At 49.6% G+C, this 22,287-nt stretch carries 19 protein-coding genes and 1 pseudogene; 9 read left to right on the top strand and 11 right to left on the bottom strand.

Features of this window, described 5'->3' with window-relative positions; translation table 11 throughout:
- Positions 1-33: 33 nt before the first annotated feature.
- Entirely contained in the window at positions 34-477 is a 444-nt protein-coding gene (locus GJ746_RS18445) for a hypothetical protein (RefSeq protein ID WP_154681496.1), read from the bottom strand.
- 586 nt (positions 478-1,063) lie between these two features.
- Here GJ746_RS18445 and GJ746_RS18440 point away from each other — a divergent pair.
- Both GJ746_RS18440 and GJ746_RS18435 read left to right on the top strand, forming a co-directional pair.
- Entirely contained in the window at positions 1,064-1,783 is a 720-nt protein-coding gene (locus tag GJ746_RS18440) for a winged helix-turn-helix domain-containing protein (RefSeq protein ID WP_195908755.1), read from the top strand.
- The gene (locus GJ746_RS18435; RefSeq protein ID WP_154681494.1) at positions 1,767-2,246 is read left to right on the top strand and encodes a hypothetical protein; all 480 of its coding nucleotides are present in this window, start codon (positions 1,767-1,769) and stop codon (positions 2,244-2,246) included. The genes GJ746_RS18440 and GJ746_RS18435 overlap by 17 nt, the downstream gene beginning before the upstream one ends.
- A 211-nt stretch (positions 2,247-2,457) precedes the next feature.
- Here the strand turns inward: GJ746_RS18435 and GJ746_RS18430 are convergent, their stop codons facing one another.
- The 3 genes from GJ746_RS18430 to GJ746_RS18420 form a co-directional block, all read right to left on the bottom strand.
- Entirely contained in the window at positions 2,458-4,026 is a 1,569-nt protein-coding gene (locus tag GJ746_RS18430) for a hypothetical protein (protein WP_154681493.1), read from the bottom strand.
- A 22-nt stretch (positions 4,027-4,048) separates the two neighbouring features.
- Positions 4,049-4,426, bottom strand: coding sequence for a hypothetical protein (locus GJ746_RS18425; RefSeq protein WP_227852689.1), 378 nt, complete (start codon positions 4,424-4,426; stop codon positions 4,049-4,051).
- A 430-nt stretch (positions 4,427-4,856) separates the two neighbouring features.
- Complete coding sequence (locus GJ746_RS18420) at positions 4,857-6,101, bottom strand: MFS transporter (protein WP_154681491.1); 1,245 nt, start codon at positions 6,099-6,101, stop codon at positions 4,857-4,859.
- Between the two features lie 98 nt (positions 6,102-6,199).
- Here GJ746_RS18420 and GJ746_RS18415 point away from each other — a divergent pair, with 98 nt between their 5' ends.
- Complete coding sequence (locus GJ746_RS18415; protein ID WP_154681490.1) at positions 6,200-7,090, top strand: LysR family transcriptional regulator; 891 nt, start codon at positions 6,200-6,202, stop codon at positions 7,088-7,090.
- A gap of 15 nt (positions 7,091-7,105) precedes the next feature.
- Here GJ746_RS18415 and GJ746_RS18410 read toward each other — a convergent pair whose 3' ends face one another.
- The gene (locus GJ746_RS18410) at positions 7,106-7,297 is read right to left on the bottom strand and encodes a YfgG family protein (protein ID WP_195908754.1); all 192 of its coding nucleotides are present in this window, start codon (positions 7,295-7,297) and stop codon (positions 7,106-7,108) included.
- A 370-nt stretch (positions 7,298-7,667) separates the two neighbouring features.
- Between GJ746_RS18410 and GJ746_RS18405 the strand changes: the two genes are divergently transcribed.
- Positions 7,668-9,887, top strand: a complete 2,220-nt coding sequence (locus GJ746_RS18405) for an EAL domain-containing protein (protein ID WP_154681488.1) — start codon at positions 7,668-7,670, stop codon at positions 9,885-9,887.
- Positions 9,888-9,926: 39 nt separating this feature from the next.
- Here GJ746_RS18405 and ppx read toward each other — a convergent pair whose 3' ends face one another.
- The 4 genes from ppx to purM form a co-directional block, all read right to left on the bottom strand.
- A complete protein-coding gene (ppx, locus tag GJ746_RS18400; RefSeq protein WP_154681487.1) occupies positions 9,927-11,468 on the bottom strand; it encodes an exopolyphosphatase in 1,542 nt (513 codons plus the stop codon).
- Between the two features lie 3 nt (positions 11,469-11,471).
- Entirely contained in the window at positions 11,472-13,532 is a 2,061-nt protein-coding gene (gene ppk1 / locus GJ746_RS18395) for a polyphosphate kinase 1 (RefSeq protein ID WP_154681486.1), read from the bottom strand.
- A 178-nt stretch (positions 13,533-13,710) separates the two neighbouring features.
- Entirely contained in the window at positions 13,711-14,352 is a 642-nt protein-coding gene (gene purN / locus GJ746_RS18390; protein WP_154681485.1) for a phosphoribosylglycinamide formyltransferase, read from the bottom strand.
- On the bottom strand, positions 14,349-15,386 hold the full coding sequence (purM, locus tag GJ746_RS18385) for a phosphoribosylformylglycinamidine cyclo-ligase (protein WP_154681484.1): 1,038 nt from the start codon (positions 15,384-15,386) through the stop codon (positions 14,349-14,351). Before purM ends, purN begins: the two co-directional genes overlap by 4 nt.
- Positions 15,387-15,620: 234 nt before the next feature.
- Between purM and GJ746_RS18380 the strand changes: the two are divergent.
- From GJ746_RS18380 to GJ746_RS18360, 5 genes and pseudogenes are all read left to right on the top strand, one after another.
- Positions 15,621-15,803: pseudogene (locus GJ746_RS18380) on the top strand (beta-glucoside kinase); the annotation flags it as partial.
- A gap of 9 nt (positions 15,804-15,812) precedes the next feature.
- Positions 15,813-17,243: a 6-phospho-beta-glucosidase gene (locus tag GJ746_RS18375; protein WP_154681483.1), complete on the top strand. Its 1,431-nt coding sequence runs from the start codon at positions 15,813-15,815 to the stop codon at positions 17,241-17,243.
- A gap of 182 nt (positions 17,244-17,425) precedes the next feature.
- Complete coding sequence (gene upp, locus GJ746_RS18370; protein ID WP_154681482.1) at positions 17,426-18,052, top strand: uracil phosphoribosyltransferase; 627 nt, start codon at positions 17,426-17,428, stop codon at positions 18,050-18,052.
- A gap of 95 nt (positions 18,053-18,147) precedes the next feature.
- Entirely contained in the window at positions 18,148-19,437 is a 1,290-nt protein-coding gene (uraA, locus tag GJ746_RS18365; protein ID WP_154681481.1) for a uracil permease, read from the top strand.
- 95 nt (positions 19,438-19,532) lie between these two features.
- Positions 19,533-20,234, top strand: coding sequence for a DnaA inactivator Hda (locus GJ746_RS18360; RefSeq protein ID WP_227852821.1), 702 nt, complete (start codon positions 19,533-19,535; stop codon positions 20,232-20,234).
- Between the two features lie 27 nt (positions 20,235-20,261).
- Here the strand turns inward: GJ746_RS18360 and arsC are convergent, their stop codons facing one another.
- On the bottom strand, positions 20,262-20,621 hold the full coding sequence (gene arsC, locus GJ746_RS18355; protein ID WP_139536747.1) for an arsenate reductase (glutaredoxin): 360 nt from the start codon (positions 20,619-20,621) through the stop codon (positions 20,262-20,264).
- A 9-nt stretch (positions 20,622-20,630) separates the two neighbouring features.
- Entirely contained in the window at positions 20,631-22,094 is a 1,464-nt protein-coding gene (gene bepA / locus GJ746_RS18350; RefSeq protein ID WP_154681479.1) for a beta-barrel assembly-enhancing protease, read from the bottom strand.
- Positions 22,095-22,287: the final 193 nt, after the last annotated feature.

Genomic DNA, 22,287 nt, shown 5'->3' with positions numbered 1-22,287 from the left:
TATATAATTTGCCGCTGTTTAACTTACATGTATCTATATTTGCTGGTCATGTTTTTCTGGCTTAGCAGTCTCAAACATCTCAAGGTGAGAGCTGTTAAGGGCGTAACATAACAACATTCCAATTCTCACATTGGAAATTAAAAAACCATTGTTATTTACTCTGTAGATAATAAAGCGGCTGAAACCACACTTTGCCAGAGTTTTTTTTAGCGAATTAATGGCCTGCCATAGTCGCTGCTTGTTACACTTGAGACCATAATTCTCAAAAACATCCCGCATTATTTTCTCATCTTCAATCATTCTTTCATCTGAGTGATTTAAGATATAAGAAAGCAGTCGCGCCATTGTTGGCCGCAGACGAATGCTGATTCCTGTCAATGTATTTACTAATAAGGCCGGTGATATCCTGAACTCAAGATTATCCCCAATGCAATATCCATAAAGGTGATGATCTAATTTTCTTGGGTTCTGCGTCATTGAAAATGATCTCCTTTTACCTTTGCCTTATCCATGTTGTGGCATTCTATATGTTAAAAATGATTAATCAATCAGACATATATGTGACGATTAATAGCTATTTATTGATTTATAAGTAGTTTTAAAATCTAATTTTTATTGTTTTTTTGGTTTTTTAATCCTTTTATTGCGTTTCTCCTCATTAAATTCACCCATCTTTAGATACTAAGTAGTTAATACTCTGCGTAAGATATTTTTATATTACGTTTTTGGTATGAATCAATTATAGGGAGTTGTTTGATAAATTTAAGAATTTTCATTTGAGGAACTTATTCATAAGCATAAAAAATATGTTATGAAATTGAAATGAATTCGCTATTGTTTTAATTTTCATTAAAATCAATTGGTTAATGAAAATTGTGAAGGTTTTTGTTTTGTCTTATATAATCTTATAGAAGATTTTTTATATGTATCCTAATGGTTGTTACTTAACATGTAACTTTATTGTTATTAATTTGATTTTGAGGTGTTGATGTTTTGTATGCAGAATATTTATGTATTAAATGATTCAGTCATATTTTGGCCAGAACGGAATCTTTTGTCGTGCGTGTCTGATAGAAGTAAAAAAGTGCAATTAACAGGCCCTTCAGCTCGCTGCCTGGAGTTATTGCTCTCCAGAAAAGACCTGGTGCTACAAAATGATTTCTATGAGTATGCCTGGCAAGGGAGTGGGTTTATCCCATCACCTAATACTTTGTATCAGAGCATATCTGTCATTCGTCGGGCATTCAGAGAGATATGTGAAAATGAGACTGATTATATTCTGACTGAAACCAGGAAAGGCTTTCGACTAAACCCAACGGTAACCGTGTTGGCTAAAATGCAGGATTTTAACGAGGGGGACTGTGAAAAAAATGAGAATGGAATAGATACATCAGATCAAACTGTTGAACCCGTGATTTACCAAAACAGAAAGCTAACTCACTTTACAACAATGGCATTTATACTAATTATCATGATGATGTCAGGTACGTTAACTTTTGAAATATATGGTACACAAACAAGAGGCTACAAATTCTTTGAAAACTACAGCGGTCCAGTTTTTATGCCCGGGAGTGCGTGTAAGTTTTTTCTATCTCCCAAAAATGGTAAAGACCGATTATCTATTTTGAATTTATCATTTTTGAAATGTCAGCATCAATATTTTGTTTATGTAACCATACTCCCCTATTCACCTAATATCTCAGTTATTTCGTGCGATAGACCTATAAATTTGAGACCAAAAAAATGTGAAGTCATGGACTTGAGAGATGAAAATGTATTTTAAAAATAGTAGACTTATAATCTTAGTTACTGTTTTGATATCAATTACTGTTCCAGTATTGATGTTTTATTATGTCAGCTACAAAAACACTCATTTTCGCTGTGATGCTACATATTCGGCAAGAAAATCTGGTAAGCTTCTGGTTTCTAAAAGCAGCCTTGTTATTAATGGCAGGTACGGTACTATAATGATGGATGGCCGTATTACTGATGGCAATGCAAATGTGTATTTTTTCAAGCTTAGAAATCACTTTGAAGTTGCAAGGAATAATTTCGCCTATAACTTTACTTCACAACAAGTGTCAATTTTACCGGAAAGCTTAAATCATTCGAAAGTGCTGAGTAATTTTCTTGCTGATGTATTAATAAAAGAAGGGGTTAGTACCTTTTTTTACCTTTATCCTTTAAACGATAATTATGTTATTACAAGTGGTAATATGCCGATATTTTTTTGTATAAAGCACTGATGTAGTCGATAGTGAAAATAGCCGCTAAGTGTTATTGGTTTATCTGGTGCGATAATTAATTATGGCAGAGAAGGGAGGTTGATAAAACGGCTGGCAGGGGATAAGGATATGCCACCACAGCCGCTTGTGATATTCAACAACAGGAAACATGCATACCACCATATTATAAATATGCAGGATGCTTTTACTGATAATTTCCTGTATGTATTCTCTACTTTAACATAAAGGTTATAGATACAAGACTTTCCGCAGAAACGTTGTCTGGTATAGTTTTATATAAGATATCCGCCTTGCCATACAGCGTCATTGCACCGCCTTTACCACCCTCTGAAACGACTTTTCTAAGCAACGGGTCATGAATTTGATTAAAGTTAACCTTAGTATTCATGGTGTTAAGTATTGGCTTGCCGTTCAGGTTTTTCTCCAGCATATCAAAAGTTACTATCTCATTCTCACCATATTTCTTTGACGTCGATTTGTCCGTAACTAAAAATGAACCATTCGCAAGTACTTCATATTTTTTCTTGTTAATTATCTTTAGGATCTTTTTAGCGTAGTCGCTATTAATACTTTGCACGATTCGATCAATTTTGACTACATTTTCCATTATCTCCGCTTTTTTGATTTTAAGTGATTTATTGAAGGCATCATTCATACCATCGATCATCAACGAAGGAGTAAGCTTAATGTTGTTTTTAGTGATTTTTTCAAATTCAGCGTTGATCTTATCATAATAAAAAACACCTAATGAATAGGAGTTTTTGCCTTCAGTAGTTTTTAACAATTTGGTTTTTAAAGTAGCTGATTTTTGTGAATCATTCTCCATTTTGGCCAACTTAGTAGTGGCTTCGGTCAGCTGTTTGCGCGTGGCGTCAGATTCGCTGAGCAGGCGGGCGTTTTCCTGGCCCAGAGCGTTCAGCTCTTTCTTCTGGCTGGCGACGGAGAGTTCATTTTGCTGACGCAGGGTGGCAAGCTGCGCAGTGGCTTCAGCCAGCTGCTTGCGCGTGGCGTCAGATTCGCTGAGCAGGCGGGCGTTTTCCTGGCCCAGAGCGTTCAGCTCTTTCTTCTGGCTGGCGACGGAGAGTTCATTTTGCTCACGCAGGGCGGCGAGCTGCGCAGTGGCCTCGGCAAGCTGTTTGCGCGTGGCGTCAGATTCGCTGAGCAGGCGGGCGTTTTCCTGGCCCAGAGCGTTCAGCTCTTTCTTCTGGCTGGCGACGGAGAGTTCATTTTGCTGACGCAGGGCGGCGAGCTGCGCAGTGGCCTCGGCAAGCTGTTTGCGCGTGGCTTCAGATTCGTTGAGCAGGCGGGCGTTTTCCTTCCCCAGAGAGTTCAGCTCTTTCTTCTGACTGGTGAGGGACTGCTCTCCTTGCTTCTGCAGCGCGGAAAGTGTGGAAGTGGCATCAGCCAGCTGTTTGCGTAACGCGATATTTTCGGCGTTAAGTTTGTCTTTTTCTTTAGAGAGCGCGGAGAGGGTTGATTTTTGGGATTCTGCATTACCAGAGTCGCCTTTTAATTTTATCTCATTGTACGAACCCAATAATTTTTCATACTTCATTTGAAGCTTTTTATTTTTTTGTTCTAACTTATCATTGATGCTGGTTTCACTATTAATACTCTGCGATCTGTTATCTGCTGATTCTGAATTTTCATTAGTATCAATAGTTTGTAAGTTGAGGTTTTTAATCGCATTAATGAATTCACTATCTTCAGCTGATGCTGTTTTATTCAGAGCAATGAATACTAATAATGAAACGATTGTTAGTTTATTCAATCTTCTCATATGAAATCAAACATCCTTGTTTCTAGCTCTTGGCTTTGCTGATAGAATTAATAGTGTTCTTTTGAAATTCTTCAATTAACATAAGAGATATATTGTTACATATTTCATTTAATTTATAATCAAAGAAAGGCGTTATTGTTGAACTCACGTTGGTAGACGACTCATCAGCAATAGAAGCATAAAATTTTGCATTATTAACTAACGTATATAATTCTTTTGTGCTTTTCTCATATTTATTATCCAATTGGGATAAGGTTTTCGCATCAGTGATGCAACGTTGAAATTTCAACATTTTTGGTGGTTGCTCGCTCAGTTTTTCGGGGCTTTTTTTAATTGGTTTAGCGCACCCCTGTAAAAAGAGTACTGATAGCGCAATTATAATGACTGGAAGCTTCTTCAAGGTGTCCTCCATGGACCAAATTACTAATGGGCGTAAAGTATCAAAAAAGAAATATATGTACTACAGGTTTACAGGCAAGCACATTGAGCTAACCGGGAGGGTTGTTTGTTGCTTAACAGTAACTTATTGATAATAATTGGTTTTTGATGGCAATGAATAATTTATGGAGTGATTTCCTGCAATAAAATCAGATTTATTTACTATATGTAACATCGTTTTTTTATTTTCCTGCGTCTGTCTGAGTGATTTTTTATCTGCTGAGAGATTAGTTTTAGATTTTTTAGTAGAGCAAATATAGAGTATCTTTATCTTAACGTTTAAAATAATCTTGAATATTGACTAATTTTATTTTGCTAATTTTTTATCTGTATTGATTGCTCCACTTTGACCATTTTTAATAGGTATGACAGAGGGGACTTAATAGGGAATTCTAATCCTGTGGTTGAGTTAGAGTCTCTGGGTTATTGGCGTCATTTTCTATCAATTCATTTTGCCGGGCGGCCGCTGTTACTCTGTATTGATTGATAGCAATCATTATTGCTAACCCTGTCACCAGCAGCGCCAGAGCGGCAGAGACCGCTAAGCTGCCTGACATCCCAAGATAATGATTCATCCATGCGTAGGCAAACGGCGATATGGCGGCCAGAAGCTGGGCGGGAATCAAAAGAACACCGGTCCGCTGGGCATAATCCTCGGCGGCAAAAAGCTGCAGCGGTAGAGTGGCTTTAAATACGGTTGTCAGGCCATTGATCGCGCCGTAGCCTAATACAAATGCTCCTGCGCACCAGGAGAGATAAGGCCCACTCAGACCAACGACGAAGCAGAGAGGCATCAAAAAGGTCGTCAATATCGTTAGCTTCAGCGGCGTTAGTATGGAACCCGACACGACTTCGAGAAAACGAGCGCCCGTTTGCCCAATTCCCCACAGCATCCCCACTGCGACAGGCAGCCCGAAGCTGGCGATAAACTCCGGAAGATGCGTCGACGTGCCGTTTGAGACGAAGGTAATCAGCGCAATTAACGATGCGTAAAGCAGAGCCGGACGTCGATCGTGCTTTGAAAGCCGCTGGCTTTTTTTCACCCTTATCGGCAACGGTAATTTGGTATTCGGCATTCCCCATAGCAGCGTAGCGCTAAGCACGCCGAACAGGGCATACATCAGGAGAGCGTGCCGCCAGTCCGTCTGCGTCAGTAACCATGCGCCAAGCGGCCAGAACAGAGCCGAGGCCAATCCTCCGGCCAGAGTCACGCGCGAGATGGATAACCTGGCGCGCTGTCCATAGATATTTACCAGCGCGGCGAAAAGCGCGTCGTAAAGCGCCAGCCTCATACCGACACCGGTCAGGAGCCAGGCGGCGTACCAGCCCGTCAGGCTATGGACGTAAGCCATTATCAGACAGCCTGCTGAAATCATCAGGGTACCGGTCACGACGACCCGTTGGCCGCCAAAGCGGGCCAGTAGCCTGGCGACAAACGGGGAGATAATCGCCATCATGAACATAGCAAGAGTAAGACCTAAGTAGATTTCGGCTATGGCCCAGTCGGTTTCCTGAGCGATAGACCTGGCGAAAGTACCGGGCATATAAAACGATATTCCCCAGTTAATAAGCTGATTGCATCCGGCGGTAAGAGTGACAAAGCGCGGTGCAGCGAGTAATTTTGCAGGTGTATTCATGAGTTTCCATTTTGTTACGCTGTTGTCGGCAGCATACCCCGCGCGCTAATGTGCGGGCAGTCCGGTACATTTATAACCCTTATAAGAGAAACTTTGTGATGACGATGCTCAATCTGGGAAATCTGGCGACGTTCCGCCTGGTCGTACAGCGTGGAAGCTTCTCAGCAGTTGCTGACCTGCTGGGGCTGTCGCAGCCTGCGGTGAGCCTGCAGGTGCGTCAGCTGGAGCAATTTCTGCAGACCAGACTGCTTGAGCGAACGGGGCGAGGTATCAAAGCGACGGCGGCAGGAGTTGCGCTGCTGGCGCATAGCGAGCAGATTGAACAGGCGGTGAACGCCGCGGTGCAATCAGTTAGCGAGTTTAATCGTGAAGTCAGCGGCTCGATAACGCTGGGTACCGGCGCAACGGCCTGTATCCATCTTTTGCCACCGCTGTTGTTAAAGCTGCGCGAACAGCATCCGCTACTGACCGTTGGAGTCGCCACCGGTAATACTCTGGATATTGTTCGAGCTGTTGAAGAAAATCGCCTTGATTTAGGGTTAGTTACGCTCCCGGTGAGCGGACGTAACCTGGCTGTGACGGCAGTTATGGATGAAGAGTTTGTCGGTATTCTGGCTAGCGATAGGGATGTTTTGCCGTCAGCGCTGACTCCTGAAGTTTTGCAGATGCTGCCGTTTATCGCGTTTGAATCGGGGAGCGGAACCCGGGATCTGATCGATAGCTGGTTTCTCGCAGACGGGCGGAGGATTGCGCCCGTAATGCAGTTAGGCAGTATTGAGGCTATCAAACGTATGGTATGTGCGGGACTGGGATACAGCATTGTACCGCGTACGGCGGTAGAGCATGAGCAGGATCGCATCGGCTTAAATGTGCAATCCTTGACTCCGCTATTGTATCGTCAGCTAGGCATCGTAATGAGGCAGGATAAAATCATCAGCAAAGGTATTGCTGAGCTTCTGCGTTTGCTGTCGCGAGTAGTAAGCAATTAGGCAGGCGCTGCGCGCTTATTTTTGGATCGGCGTTTTCAGTGAATCAGAAGGTTCAACGATGATAGTTGATGGCTGCGATTGCTTTTTGTCCTGATGATGGTACCAGGCACCGATAGAGGAGTAGACGAAGCGTCCAAAGAAAAAGATAAAGCTGATAAGCAGTACGATACGGGTCATGCGACGGTTAAATCGATGTCGTTTACGCATACTGGGTGCCTGACTCACAAAAGGTTCCTTAAAGTATACCCAGAGGATGGGCGATGTGGGTATTAAGGCACAGGAAAGCGGAAGGGTCAATTGATGACGATGTAAAAATCCCAGAGCTAAAACATTAATTAATGTTATATAAGATAAACCTCGTATTTACATGCTTTCTGCTCAGGAGCAATAGATGTTAAAAAACAGGTATTATTAATATTAGCTAGGTGATTTCTTGATTTATATCAACCGTCTGTTTTCACCGACAACTAAAATCACCAGCCAGTTCCGCGTCTTTATTCACGGCGCGATAGTGACGGTCGGTTGGATGCCTGCCTGAATATACCCTGCAGGATTTGGGGTTATCCGTTGAGCATCTATGAGCATAATTAAACTTTACAGGCAATATCGGGATAAATGGTGGGCGCTACCGCTTATCTTACCGGCATTGTTGCTTCCAATATCGCGATGGGCTAATACTGCTGCGTTGCTGGATGGCAATGAAGTCTATCTTTACTACTTACCCCTGGCATTAGTTCTGAGCCTGATGCTGTTTTTTGGCTGGGCTGCGATTCCGGGTATCGTTCTCGGTTTACTACTTTCCATTACGCGCGGCATGACGCTGGAAGATTCGATCGGGGTTATTTTCCATTTTCTTATTCCGACCGTCCTGTGCTGGGGCGGATACCGAATTTTTGTGCCGCGAAGGCAGCAAATATCACACGGTAATGTAGGGTTAATGCCTCACCGTCTGTTCTGGCAAATGTTTCTGCCCTCATCTATTTTTCTGATTCTTTCGCAGCTGGCTGAGTATCTGGGTATTCATCCGCGCGCCACGGGGTTGATTGGCGTTAATCCATTGAGTTTGCGTTCTTTAATTACGTTTCAGGCCTTGATGGTAGGATGCTTAACGGGCGTGCCGTTATGCTATTTTTTGATTCGTATTATCAGAAATCCGACGTATATCCGCGGATTTATTTCTCAGGTCCGCTTGCAAATCGACCCAAAAATCAAGCGTGTTGAAATAGCATTATGGGCAGCGACGCTGTTGATATTCCTGGCTTTACTCTTAATGCCGCTAACTAATCAAAGTACTATCTTTAGTACAAACTATACCTTGTCATTGCTTATGCCGGTAATGCTATGGGGAGCAATGCGTTTTGGCTATCGTTCTATCTCATTGATATGGGCGCTAGTTTTAATTGTTATTATCCATTTTCATTATCAATATCTGCCCCACTCGCCGATGTATGATAATCAGCTGGCGATTACTTCCTCCAGCTACCTTGTTTTTTCATTTATTATTGCCTATACGGCGATGCTGGCGACGCAACAGCGGGTGATTTATTCGCGAATGCGAAGAATGGCCTTCATTGATCCGGTTGTACGTTTGCCTAACATCCGGGCGCTGAGCCGGGAATTAAATAAATCTTCCTGGTCAGCGCTGTGCTTCTTACGTATTCCCGAGCTGGAAATATTGGGCCGCCATTATGGCGTTCTGTTGCGTATTCAATACAAACAGATGCTGGCAGAATCACTCCACGGATTGCTGCAGCCCGGAGAAAATATCTTTCAAATGGCCGGGCATGAGCTGGTGATCCGTCTGAACAGTGACGAGCATCAACGGCGAATTCCTCTGCTCTATGAACACCTCAAAAAATTCCGTTTTGTCTGGAATGGGATGCCCCTGCAGCCGCCCGTGGGATTTAGCTATTGCAACGTTCGTTCCCCGGTGATCCATCTGCATTTACTGCTTGGTGAGCTCAACAGCGCGGCCGATCTTTCACTGGCGACCGGCAGCCCTGAGAACTTGCAGCGTCGCGGAGCCATCACTTTGCAGCAGGAACTAAAAGACAAAGTCACGATAATGAATCAGCTGGTGAAGGCGCTGGATCAGGATCGCTTTGTCCTGATGGCGCAGCCGATAGTGGGTATCCGGGGGGACTGCTACCATGAAGTTCTGCTCAGGATGTTGAACGACAATGATGAAATCATCATGCCGGAGGTTTTTTTACCCGTGGCGTACGAGTTTGGCCTTTCGGCACGTATTGATAGCTGGGTTCTCGAACATACGCTTATCTTTATGGACAAGCAGCGCAAGAAGCTTCCGGGAATGCGCCTGGCAATTAATATTTCACCTTTTTCGGTGAGCAACAGCCATTTTCATCAGCAGGTGAAAACGCTGCTGGAGCACTATGACATCGAGCCGTGGCAGATTATTTTTGAACTGACAGAAAACCATTCACTGACCAATCCTGAACAAGCGCGGAAAACCCTGGCGCAGCTTCAGGAGCTGGGCTGCCGGGTGGCAATTGATGATTTTGGCACCGGTTATGCCAGCTATGCGCGGCTGAAAACGATGAATGCGGATTTGCTGAAAATTGACGGCAGTTTTATTCGTAATCTGGTCTCCAGCAGTCTGGACTATCAGGCGGTCGCTTCCATTTGCCTTCTTGCGCGGATGAGAAATATGCAGGTGGTAGCCGAATATGTCGAAACGCCGGAGATTCGTCAGGCGGTAGTGTCGCTGGGGATTGATTATATGCAGGGTTATGATATCGGCAAACCGGCTCCGCTGGAGGCGTTGGTTGAGGATTAACAGGCGAATGGGCCGGAAGTCCGGCCCACAAGGGATAAATTAGCTAGCCGCGTCAGGCTTCTCTTCTTCGCTGATTTTTAGCCACCAGTCAGGAACGCCCTCCCAGTACTCCTGCTCTTTTTCCAGGTCAAGCAGCACCAGCGCATTCTGGCTAAACCAGTCATGCGGAAACGTGAGCGTCCAGTGGTTCGCCTCGGTTTTCAGCGTGAGAGTCGGCGGCGTTGTCGTTGCCTGACGTTGGTTATTCAGCAGGACGCCAAGGCGCAGTAGCTGAATTAACGGCAGAAACTGTTTTTTCTTAAACAGCGTAAAACGCGGTAAATCATCCAGCTTGATGGCCTTTCGGTGATAGCGAACCAACGTTGCCATTAGCATCTGCTGTTCCTGATTAAAGCCTGGAAGATCGCTGTTTTGCAGGATGTAAGCCGAATGGCGGTGCATACCGCTATGGTTAATATTTAAACCGACTTCATGCAGCATGGTTGCCCACTTCAGCAGCGCAGCCAGATGAGGATTGGCAAGTTTGGGATTTTGTTCCAGCCACTGCTCATAAATGTGCGTGGTGGTTTCCAGTACCCGACGCGCCTGTTCGCGGTCGATATTATATTGGTTAGCCAGGCTTTGCGCGGTGCGGCTACGGATATCCTGATGACGGAAACGTCCTTCCATTTCGTACAGAACGCCTTCGCGCAGGGCGCCATCGGACAAACGCAGTTCTTTAATCGCCAGCGCGTCAAATACTCCGCACAGGATAGCCAGGCCGGGAGCAAAAACGGCTTTGCGGTCTTCTGACAGCCCAGGCAGGCTCAGCGAGTCGAAGTTTTTGTACTTCAGCAGCTCTTCGACCAGCATCTCAAGGCGCTCAGGGGTGATGAAGCCGTCTTTCTCGCCCATTGCCACCAGCACTTCGTGAGCGGCTTTAATGGTACCCGACGCGCCTAGGGCGACGTTCCAGCCCTGAATGCGGAACTGCCACGCCAGCGTTTCCAGCTTTTGCACGGCCGACAGACGCGCGCGCTGAAAATTCTCTTTATTGATGACGCCGCCAGCGAAATAGGCCTGAGAGAAGCTTACGCAGCCCATCCGGCGGCTTTCCACCAGGCGAGGCTCGAAATCTTCACCGATAACCAGCTCGGTAGAGCCGCCGCCGATATCAATGACCAGCTTACGGCCTCGCTCCGGCTGCGTATGCTCCACGCCCATAAAAATCAGTCGCGCTTCTTCGTTGCCGGGGATTATCTCTATCGGGTAGGGGATGACTTCTTCCGCGCGCTTGAGGAATTCGGCGGCGTTTGTCGCCTGACGCAGGGTGTGCGTGCCAACGATGCAGACGCTTGACGGATCAAAACCCTGCAGGCGTTCGGCGAATAGCGACAGGCAGTTCAGCCCACGCGTAATAGCCTCTTCGCTCAGTACAGAGTTTTCATCCAGACCATCGGCCAGATGTACGCGCTGTTTAAGACGACCGATGATCTGCATTGCCCCGTCAACGACACGGGCGATCACCATATGAAAACTGTTCGAACCGAGGTCGACCGCGGCGAACTCCTGCGGTCGAGGGGCTTTTTCGTTTATTGGCATAGGTTAATCGGGCTGTTCAAGTGATTTGAGGTAGTCGTATATCGCCATCTGTGCGCGGACTTTGCGGCGATTGCCGCGGGGCACGTAGCGATTACTCAGTTCTTTATCAAGATAGCGTGCTTTCACAGTATCGTTGAATAGGAGATCGAAAATATCCAGCACGCGCTGTTTCAGGCGCGGATCCAGCAGCGGCGCGGCGACTTCGATACGATAGTCGATATTGCGCGTCATCCAGTCGGCGGATGATAGCCAAACCTGCTTTTCGCCGCCGTTTTCAAAGCAATAAACCCGGTCATGCTCAAGGAAACGGTCAACAATGCTGATCACCCGTATGTTTTCGCTTATTCCTTCCAGACCGGGGATCAGCGAGCACATACCGCGAATGAGCAAATTAACCGGCACGCCTGAGCTTGAAGCGGCGTAGAGACGGTCTACCAGGCCTTTATCGACCAGGTTGTTCAGCTTCAGCATAATCCCTGATGGCTCACCATTTTGCGCGTTGGCAATTTCGCGATCGATCATTTCATAAAGCAGACGACGCGAGTTTTGCGGCGACACCAGCAGGTAGTCGAAGCTTACCGGACGGTATGGATTTTCAATAAAGTTAAATACCCGGCGGACTTCATTGGTGATGCGCGCATCAGCCGTCAGCAGGGAGTAATCGGTATAAAGACGCGCGGTCTTCTCGTTGAAGTTGCCGGTACCGATATGCGCATAGCGAACAACTTCATCGCCTTCTTTACGGGAAACAAGGAACAGCTTGGCGTGAATTTTCAGCCCTGGAGCAGAGAAAATAACGTGTACGCCGGCTTCGGTCAGGCGTTTAGCCCAATGAATATTGGCTTCTTCGTCAAAACGCGCCTGTAGTTCCACCACCACCGTGACTTTCTTACCGTTGTGGGCGGCATGAATCATCGAATCGATAATCCGTGAATCTTTCGCTACCCGGTAGATGTTGATTTTGATCGCCAGTACGCTCGGATCGAAAGAGGCCTGGCGCAGCAGTTCAAGAACGTGTTCAAAAGTGTGGTACGGGTAGTAAAGCAGTACGTCGCGTTCGCGGATCGCGTCAAAGCCGTTACGGAATTTATCAAACCACAGATGACGCAGGCGCGGCATCGGCTTATTGACCAGGTTAGCTTTGCCGACGTTCGGGAAGCCGATAAAATCTTTGAAGTTGTGGTAGCGGCCGCCCGGCAGCATCGAATCGTAATTGGAGATGGAGAGCTTATCGCGCAGCATTTCGACCATTGCGTCCGGCATATCGCGCTGGTAGACGAAACGCACCGGCTCGGCGGTCAGACGCTGTTTCAGGCTGGAGGACATCAGCTCCATCAGGCTCGATTCCATTTCGTGCACCAGATCGTATTCGGCGTCACGTGTCATTTTCATCGAGTAGGCGTTAAGCGCATCGTAATCGAAAAAACCTTTAAAGATATCATCAAGGCAATAGCGCAGGATGTTATCTAACAGAATCATCGGTTTACGGCGGCGTGGCGCTTCCGGCGGCAGGTTCACAAAACGCGGCACTTTGTCTGAGGGGATCTCAAGCAGCGCGTAATTAATGGTGTCCCCGCGAATAATTTCGACGGCCAGGTAGGTGTAATCATCCTTCAGAAACTGCACCAGATCCGTTTCGCGGTTAATCAGGATCGGCGTGATGTGCTGACGAAGATACAGCTTGAAGTAGTTACGCAGCCATGACTGCTGGTTGACGGAGAGCTGGCGTTCATTAATCAGGAAAATCTGGTTACGCGCCATTTCCAGCAGCAGTTCATTATATAAACCGTCAAACTCCTGATCGGCCTTAAGGACGCGAGCCTGAATTTTGCCCAGCAGGTGGCGAGAGTGTGCGGTACGGCCTTGTTCTTCGCTGATGATGATGCGGCGCTTAAGTTCGGCAAAGCGCACTTTATAAAATTCATCGAGGTTGTTGGAGTAAATCCCCAAAAAGCGCATGCGTTCGATCAGCGGATTGCTTTTGTCCGCCGCTTCCTGAAGTACGCGCTCGTTAAAGGACAACCAGCTGAGTTCTTTTTCGATGTATAGCTTTTCCTGGCCCATTACAGCTCACACTCCGTTTTACTCACAGGACATAGACTATTATGACGAAATTTTCCGCATAGCGATTCACTCTGTCACAACAATATGACAGGAAGAAGAATTATTTCTTCAATATGCTTGATTGTTAAACGATTTTAATCAAAAAAAAGCCCCGCGGGGATAAACGCAGGGCGATGGGTTACTCTTCGGCGGCGTAGCCTTGCGGCGGTAGCCTCATTCCATCAAGCCAGGCTTCGTTTCCCTGAGAGCGCAGACGGCCGTCGACAAACCAGCTGATAGCCAGGGGATAGATATCGTGTTCCTGAGCCTGAACGCGAGCGGTAATATCGTCTTCGGTATCTTCAGCGAATACCGGCACTTTAGCCTGCAGAACCACCGGGCCGCCGTCCAGTTCGTCGGTGACGAAATGCACCGATGTTCCGTGCTCGTCATCGCCATTTTCCAGCACCTGGCGATGGGTATGTAGCCCCGGATATTTTGGCAGCAGGGAAGGATGGATATTCAGCAAACGCCCCTGGTAGTGCGCGACAAAAGCCGGGCTGAGAATACGCATATAGCCGGCCAGAACCACCAGATCCGGCGCGTAGGCGTCGATCTCGTGCATCAGCTGGCGATCGAAGGCTTCACGATTGGTAAACTGACTGGCGGCGAGCGCATGAGCCGGAATATTAGCCTCACGCGCGCGCTCAAGGCCGAAGGCGTCGGCCTTATTGCTGAAGACTGCACGCAGGGTGCCTTTGATTTTCTTCCGGGCGCAGGCATCAATAATCGCCTGCAGGTTGCTACCGTTACCGGAAATCAGCACCACGATGTTTTTCATTCAATGACCACACGCTGTTCGGAATCAGAGGCTTTGATGTAACCGATTTTCCACGCGCTTTCACCTTTGTCGTTGAGGAAAGCAACCGCTTTATCCGCCGCTTCGGCCGGGAGCGCGATAACCATGCCAACGCCGCAGTTAAAGGTGCGATACATCTCGTGGCTGCTGACGTTACCGGCGGTTTGCAGCCAGTTGAAGACTTCCGGCCACTGCCAGGAGGATTCATCAATGACCGCCTGAGTGTTGTCCGGCAGAACGCGCGGAATGTTCTCCCAGAAGCCGCCGCCGGTCAGATGGGCGATGGCGTGCACGTCGACGCTGGCAATCAGGTCGAGCACGGATTTCACATAAATGCGGGTCGGCGCCAGAAGGTGGTCAGCCAGCGGCTTACCGTTGAGATCGGTGGTTTGCGGGTCAACGCCGCTGACTTCGATAATTTTGCGTACCAGAGAGTAGCCGTTAGAGTGCGGGCCGCTGGAGGCCAGCGCCACCAGGACGTCGCCATCGGCTACTTTGCTGCCGTCGATAATTTCTGATTTTTCTACCACGCCGACGCAGAAACCCGCCACGTCATAATCTTCGCCGTGGTACATGCCCGGCATTTCCGCCGTCTCGCCGCCAACCAGCGCGCAGCCCGACTGCAGACAGCCTTCGGCGATACCGCTGATTACGCTCGCCGCAGTATCGACATCCAGCTTACCGGTCGCATAGTAATCAAGGAAAAACAGCGGCTCAGCGCCCTGAACGACGAGGTCGTTTACGCACATGGCGACCAGGTCGATACCGATAGTGTCGTGACGCTTCAGATCCATCGCCAGACGCAGCTTGGTGCCGACGCCGTCGGTGCCGGAAACCAGTACCGGTTCGCGATATTTCTGCGGCAGTGCGCACAGCGCGCCGAATCCGCCCAGTCCACCCATTACTTCCGGGCGACGGGTTTTTTTCACCACGCCCTTAATACGGTCGACGAGAGCGTTGCCTGCATCAATATCCACGCCGGCATCTTTATAGCTGAGAGAGGTTTTATCGGTCACTGCGAAGTCTCCACGCGTTTGCGGTAGCAATAAAAAACGGCGCAATTCTAACAGGGATAGCAAACGTTTGCGAGCCTGCTTTGCTGTCGAGGTAAAACGGCCGTTAAGTGCGCAAATTTGATACCCTTCACGAAAATGAAACCGGGTACATTCTTATGCTTGCCAGCGTACCTGGTAATAATCATCATGCCAATGAAACCGGTTTCTTTTTTTTGCTGCCAGAAGAGTTAAGCCGTGATAATCGGCGGCGGAATAGCGGAACGGCCGGGCTTTCTGGCCCTGCTGCGCGAACACCTGGCCTGGTATGGCATCGCCGACGATATCGATACCGTCAGCCATGGCAACGATGCCGGACTGGTGGGCACCGTTTACCATTTCAATCAGCAATACCGGTCGCATAGCGGCGACTGCGCATAGGGAGAGAACATGTCTGGATTTAAAGAAGGTTTTCTGTGGGGCGGTGCGGTAGCAGCGCATCAGCTGGAAGGCGGCTGGAAAGAGGGCGGGAAAGGGATTAGCGTCGCCGACGTGATGACCGCAGGCGCGCACGGCGTACCGCGTGAAATCACCGACGGCGTGCTGCCGGGGAAAAATTACCCTAACCACGAGGCGATTGATTTCTACCATCGCTATAAAGACGACGTTCAGCTGTTTGCTGAAATGGGCTTCAAATGCTTCCGTACCTCCATTGCCTGGACTCGGATCTTTCCGCTGGGCGATGAGCAAGAACCTAATGAAGCCGGGCTACAGTTTTATGATGACCTGTTTGATGAGTGCCGCAAGCACGGCATTGAGCCGGTGATTACGCTCTCCCATTTCGAAATGCCGTACCATCTGGTGACCGAGTACGGCGGCTGGCGTAACCGTAAGCTGATTGATTTCTTCGTCCGCTTTGCGCAGGTGGTGTTTACCCGCTACCAGCATAAAGTGAAGTACTGGATGACCTTTAATGAGATCAATAACCAGGCCAATTTTCACGAAGATTTTGCGCCGTTCACCAACTCCGGCCTGAAATATCTGCCGGGCGAAGATCGCGAACCGGTTATGTACCAGGCGGCACACTATGAGCTGGTGGCCAGCGCGCTGGCGGTTAAGGCCGCTCGCGAAATTAACCCAGCGCTGCAAATTGGCTGCATGATAGCCATGTGTCCAATTTACCCGCTGAGCTGCGCGCCCAACGATATGATGATGGCGATGAACGCGATGCATCGGCGCTACTGGTTTACCGACGTGCACGTGCGCGGCAAATATCCGCAGCACCTGCTGAACTACTTCGAGCGTCGCGGTTTTGCGCTGGATATCACCGAAGCCGATCGGATTGCGCTGACTCAGGGCTGCGTCGACTATATCGGCTTTAGCTACTACATGTCGTTCGCCACGAAAGCAACGGATGACAATCCGCTGCTGGATTATGACGAAACCACCAGTCTGGTCTCCAACCCGTACGTGCAGAAGTCTGACTGGGGCTGGCAGATTGATCCCGTCGGGCTGCGCTACTCTTTAAACTGGTTCTGGGATCACTATCAGCTGCCGCTGTTCATCGTGGAAAACGGCTTCGGCGCCATCGACGTGCGCGAAGCGGACGGTTCGGTGGATGACCAGTACCGTATCGACTATCTCTCCGCCCATATTGCAGAGATGAAAAAAGCGGTCGTTGAGGATGGCGTAGACCTGATGGGCTACACCCCGTGGGGCTGTATCGATCTGGTTTCCGCAGGCACCGGTGAGATGAAAAAACGCTACGGATTTATTTACGTGGATAAAGACAATGAGGGTAACGGCACGCTGGCGCGTAGCCGCAAGAAATCTTTTGCCTGGTATCAGCAGGTTATCCGCAGTAATGGTGAAACGCTGTAAATAGGCGTTAAGCCCCGTCCAGCCCCGCATTCGCGGGGTTTTTTTATTTTGTCTTATACTGGCTCAGGCAGCGTAAAGCATTTTGGTTGATCGTGGTCAAACATATCGGCTATGGCGCGCAAGGAAAAAAGCGGTATAATCCCGCGATTTTTTTTGTGGTTGCCCCTCAGAGGAGAAAGAGAATGAAGATCGTGGAAGTGAAACACCCACTCGTCAAACACAAGCTGGGCCTGATGCGTGAGCACGACATCAGCACCAAACGCTTCCGTGAACTCGCCTCAGAAGTTGGCAGCTTACTGACTTACGAAGCCACTGCCGATCTGGAGACTGAAAAAGTCACTATCGAAGGCTGGAATGGCCCGGTAGAAGTTGAGCAGATTAAAGGCAAGAAAATTACCGTTGTGCCGATTCTGCGCGCGGGTCTGGGAATGATGGAAGGCGTGCTTGAGCACGTGCCAAGCGCGCGTATCAGCGTGGTGGGCATCTATCGTAACGAAGAGACCCTTGAGCCGGTTCCTTACTTCCAGAAGCTGGTTTCCAATATCGATGAACGTATGGCGCTGGTGGTTGACCCGATGCTGGCAACCGGCGGCTCGATGATCGCCACCATCGATCTGCTGAAAAAAGCGGGCTGCTCCAGCATTAAGGTACTGGTTCTGGTAGCGGCGCCGGAAGGAATTGCCGCGCTCGAGAAAGCGCATCCGGACGTCGAGCTGTACACCGCGTCAATCGACCAGGGTCTGAACGAGCACGGATACATTATTCCGGGGCTCGGCGATGCCGGCGATAAGATTTTTGGTACGAAATAAATGATGAATTAGAAAAAGCCGACTTTGAGAGTCGGCTTTTTTTTGAATAAAACACAGCAACAGTAATCAACAAACGACTCTCAGAGGAAAATGCCATGACGCGCCGTGCTATCGGGGTGAGTGAAAGACCGCCGCTTTTACAGACAATCCCGCTTAGTTTGCAACATCTGTTCGCCATGTTTGGCGCAACGGTACTGGTGCCCGTTCTGTTTCATATCAACCCGGCCACGGTACTGTTGTTTAACGGTATCGGTACGCTGCTATATCTTTTCATCTGCAAAGGCAAAATCCCGGCCTATCTTGGATCGAGCTTTGCGTTTATCTCTCCGGTGCTGCTTCTGCTGCCGCTGGGATACGAAGTCGCTCTCGGCGGCTTTATTATGTGCGGCGTGCTGTTTTGCCTCGTCTCCTTTATTGTTAAAAAAGCCGGAACCGGCTGGCTGGATGTGATGTTCCCGCCGGCGGCGATGGGCGCGATTGTTGCGGTTATCGGCCTTGAACTGGCGGGCGTCGCGGCGAACATGGCCGGCCTGCTGCCCGCTGACGGACAATCTCCGGACAGCACAACCATCATTATTTCGCTGGTGACGCTGGCGGTGACGGTCTTTGGTTCGGTACTGTTCCGCGGCTTCCTGGCGATTATCCCGATTTTAATCGGCGTTCTGGTCGGCTACGCGCTCTCCTTCGTAATGGGCGTTGTCGATACGACTCCAATTGCCGAGGCCCACTGGTTTGCGCTGCCGACCTTCTACACGCCGCGCTTTGAATGGTTTGCCATTTTCACCATTCTGCCTGCCGCGCTGGTGGTTATTGCCGAGCACGTTGGGCACCTGGTGGTAACGGCCAACATTGTCAAAAAAGATCTGATCCGCGATCCTGGTCTGCATCGTTCAATGTTTGCCAACGGCCTGTCTACGGTGATCTCCGGCTTCTTTGGCTCAACGCCGAATACCACCTACGGCGAGAACATTGGCGTCATGGCGATTACCCGCGTCTACAGTACCTGGGTTATCGGCGGAGCGGCGATCATTGCGATTCTGCTCTCCTGCGTCGGCAAGCTGGCGGCGGCGATCCAGATTATCCCGCTGCCGGTAATGGGCGGAGTCTCTCTGCTGCTTTACGGGGTGATTGGCGCATCGGGTATTCGCGTGCTGATTGAATCCAAAGTGGACTATAACAAGGCGCAGAACCTGATTCTGACCTCCGTTATCCTGATCATCGGCGTGAGCGGTGCAAAAGTGCATATCGGTGCCGCTGAGCTGAAAGGCATGGCGCTGGCGACCATTGTTGGCGTCGGCCTGAGCCTGATCTTCAAGCTGATTAGCGTCCTGCGTCCGGAAGAGGTCGTCCTCGACGCGGCGGACAGCGAAGAAGCAAAACATTGATCCTTATACCGGGCGGCGATCCTGCCCGGTTCTCTCCTCGTGTATTTCTGTGCTAAACTCACCGCGTTTTTCTGAAAGCCTATGTTGAGGTCCATCTGAACGCACCGGCACAGCTCTCTTTGCCACTGTATCTTCCCGATGATGAAACTTTCGCGAGTTTCTGGCCGGGCGATAACCCTTCTCTTCTTGCTGCCCTTCAGAACGTGCTGCGGCAGGAGCATAGCGGATACATCTATATCTGGTCACGCGAAGGGGCGGGGCGCAGCCATCTCCTGCACGCGGCCTGTGCGGAACTCTCCCAGCGCGGCGATGCGGTGGGCTACGTTCCTCTGGACAAACGAACGTGGTTTGTTCCTGAAGTGCTGGACGGAATGGAGCAGCTCTCGCTGGTGTGTATCGATAATATTGAATGCGTGGCGGGCGATGAACTGTGGGAGATGGCCATCTTCGACCTCTATAACCGCATCCTTGAGTCAGGTAAAACCCGGCTGCTGATTACCGGCGACCGGCCGCCGCGCCAGCTTCAGCTGGGCCTGCCGGATCTGGCGTCGCGTCTCGACTGGGGGCAAATCTATAAGCTGCAGCCGCTATCGGACGAAGATAAGCTTCAGGCGCTTCAGCTGCGTGCCAGACTGCGCGGTTTCGAAATGCCGGAGGACGTCTGCCGGTTTTTGCTTAAGCGTTTAGATCGTGAAATGCGTTCGCTGTTTATGACGCTCGATCAGCTCGATCGCGCTTCGATTACCGCTCAGCGCAAGCTGACTATTCCTTTCGTCAAAGAGATCCTCAAGCTTTAGCGAAGCTGCGGCTCGAGGATCCTGCATTTAGTTTACGATTTCCAGAACCTGCTCCGGCGGGCGGCCGATACGGGCCTCGCCGTGGCTGACAACGATAGGCCGTTCAATCAGCTTCGGATTCTCGATCATCGCCTGGATGAGGGCATCTTCGCTGAGCTGCGGATTCGCCAGATCCAGAGACTTATAGAGATCTTCCTTCTGGCGCATTAATTCGCGCGCGCTGGCCATCCCTAACATTTTCAGCAGCTGGCGCAGCGTGGCGGCATCCGGCGGCGTCTCCAGATAGAGCACCACTTCGGGGTCGATGCCGTTAGCCTTCAGCAGGCTCAGCGTGTCGCGGCTTTTGGAGCAGCGGGGATTATGGTAGATTTTGACCGTATCGGACATCAGATCTCCTTACATTTTCTGGTACGGTTTGAAGCGTTCTTGCAGCTGGCGCAGCTGATCGATACGCGCATCGTAGCGGGCCTGCTGCAAACTGCCTAATTTCACCTGTGAACTAGCGCTGCTGAGTAGGGTGATGGCCTGATCGAGGCGGCCAACCAGCGCCATTCCTTCCGCTCTTGCAGCCAGCTCCTGATCGCGATTCCCCAGTTTGGCTTCCGCCTGCGCCAGGAGCTCCCAACCGTTGCTGTCATCTTTGTTATTGAAGGTGTAGCGATTAAGGATATTCGCCGCTTCCGCCGGCTGCCCGCCTTCCAGCAGGGCGTTAGCGAGGTTTAACTGCAGCACCGGGTTAGTACGTAGCTCGCGGGCGCTTTTCAGGCGATTAATCGCGTCCGTAGCTCTCTTTTGCCCCAGATCGATATCGGTGGCGAGGTCAAGATACCAGGCGTTCTGCGCGTCGGCGCTCAGCAGCGGCTGTAGCGTTTTGCGCGCCAGATCGAAATTGTTGTTGCCCATCGCCAGCAGAGCCCGGCCATACTGCGCGGCGTGCTGCTCGCGAATATTGCCTTTTTCCCAGCTGCTCAACAGGTCGTTACCCAGCTTATTGTCGCCGGAGGTATACATTCCGAGCGTTCTGGCTTTCGCCAGGTAGAAATCAGCTGAGGATTGTACGACAACCGGGCGCATTTGGTTCGCGCGGTTGCGGGCATCGGAAAGCCGGCTTTCCGGCAGCGGGTGGGTCAGCAGCATTTCCGGCGGACGGGTCGAGTAGCGCGATTCATCCAGCAGCTTACCCATAAATGCAGGCATTGCCTGCGGATCGAAACCCGAACGCTGAAGGACCTGAATACCAATGCGGTCAGCCTCTTCTTCGTTTTGGCGGGTAAAGCTGATCAGCCCCTGCTGGCTGCCCGCCAGAGTCCCGGTCAGCGCGGCCATACCGGCCTGCGGGCTGGCCATTGCCAGCAAAATTGAGCCCAACGCACCGACCCAGGTTAGCGGGGCGTTACGCTTTTGGTCTTCCATCGCGCGCGCGAGGTGGCGCTGGGTGACGTGAGAAATTTCGTGCGCTATTACCGACGCCAGCTCGCTTTCGTTATCCGAGTAGCGGAACAGGGCCGAATGCAGTACGACGTTACCGCCGAAGAAAGCAAAGGCGTTAATTTGATCGTTATTAATCAGATAAAAGTGGAACGGGGTGCGCACCGAATTGGCGTGTGAAACCAGGCGCATGCCTAAACCGTTAATATATTGCACCAGTAGCGGGTCATTGATTAACGGCGCGCTACCGCGCAGCTGGCGCACGTAGTAATCTCCCATCTGCATTTCCTGACCGATGGAGAGCGTGCTTCCTGCGGAGGTGCCCATGTCCGGCAGGGTGTCTGCGGTATCGGCAAAAGCAGGTAATATTGAACCCAGCGTCAGCGACGCGATGACGGTCGCCACCAGCGTTTTCTTCAACTGCCTGAACATAACCTCTGTCCTTTCATGTAGGTGTGCCAGTTTGACCGACTGTGCGGCGTAATGTTCCCTGACCGCAAGTTCAGCGAGTTTAGCTGTCGTTGAGGTCATTGAAAATATCATATTCACGCGGTGGTTAATGTTTGTGGTTTTAACCATAAAAAGCGAAGTCTTTTTTGTGACATTTCGATACAATTCCTGGGAT

The sequence above is a fragment of the Klebsiella oxytoca genome (assembly GCF_009707385.1).
Taxonomy (GTDB): domain Bacteria; phylum Pseudomonadota; class Gammaproteobacteria; order Enterobacterales; family Enterobacteriaceae; genus Klebsiella; species Klebsiella oxytoca_C.
The sequence above is the reverse complement of the archived record's forward strand: the minus strand, read 5'-3'. Positions and strand labels throughout refer to the sequence as shown.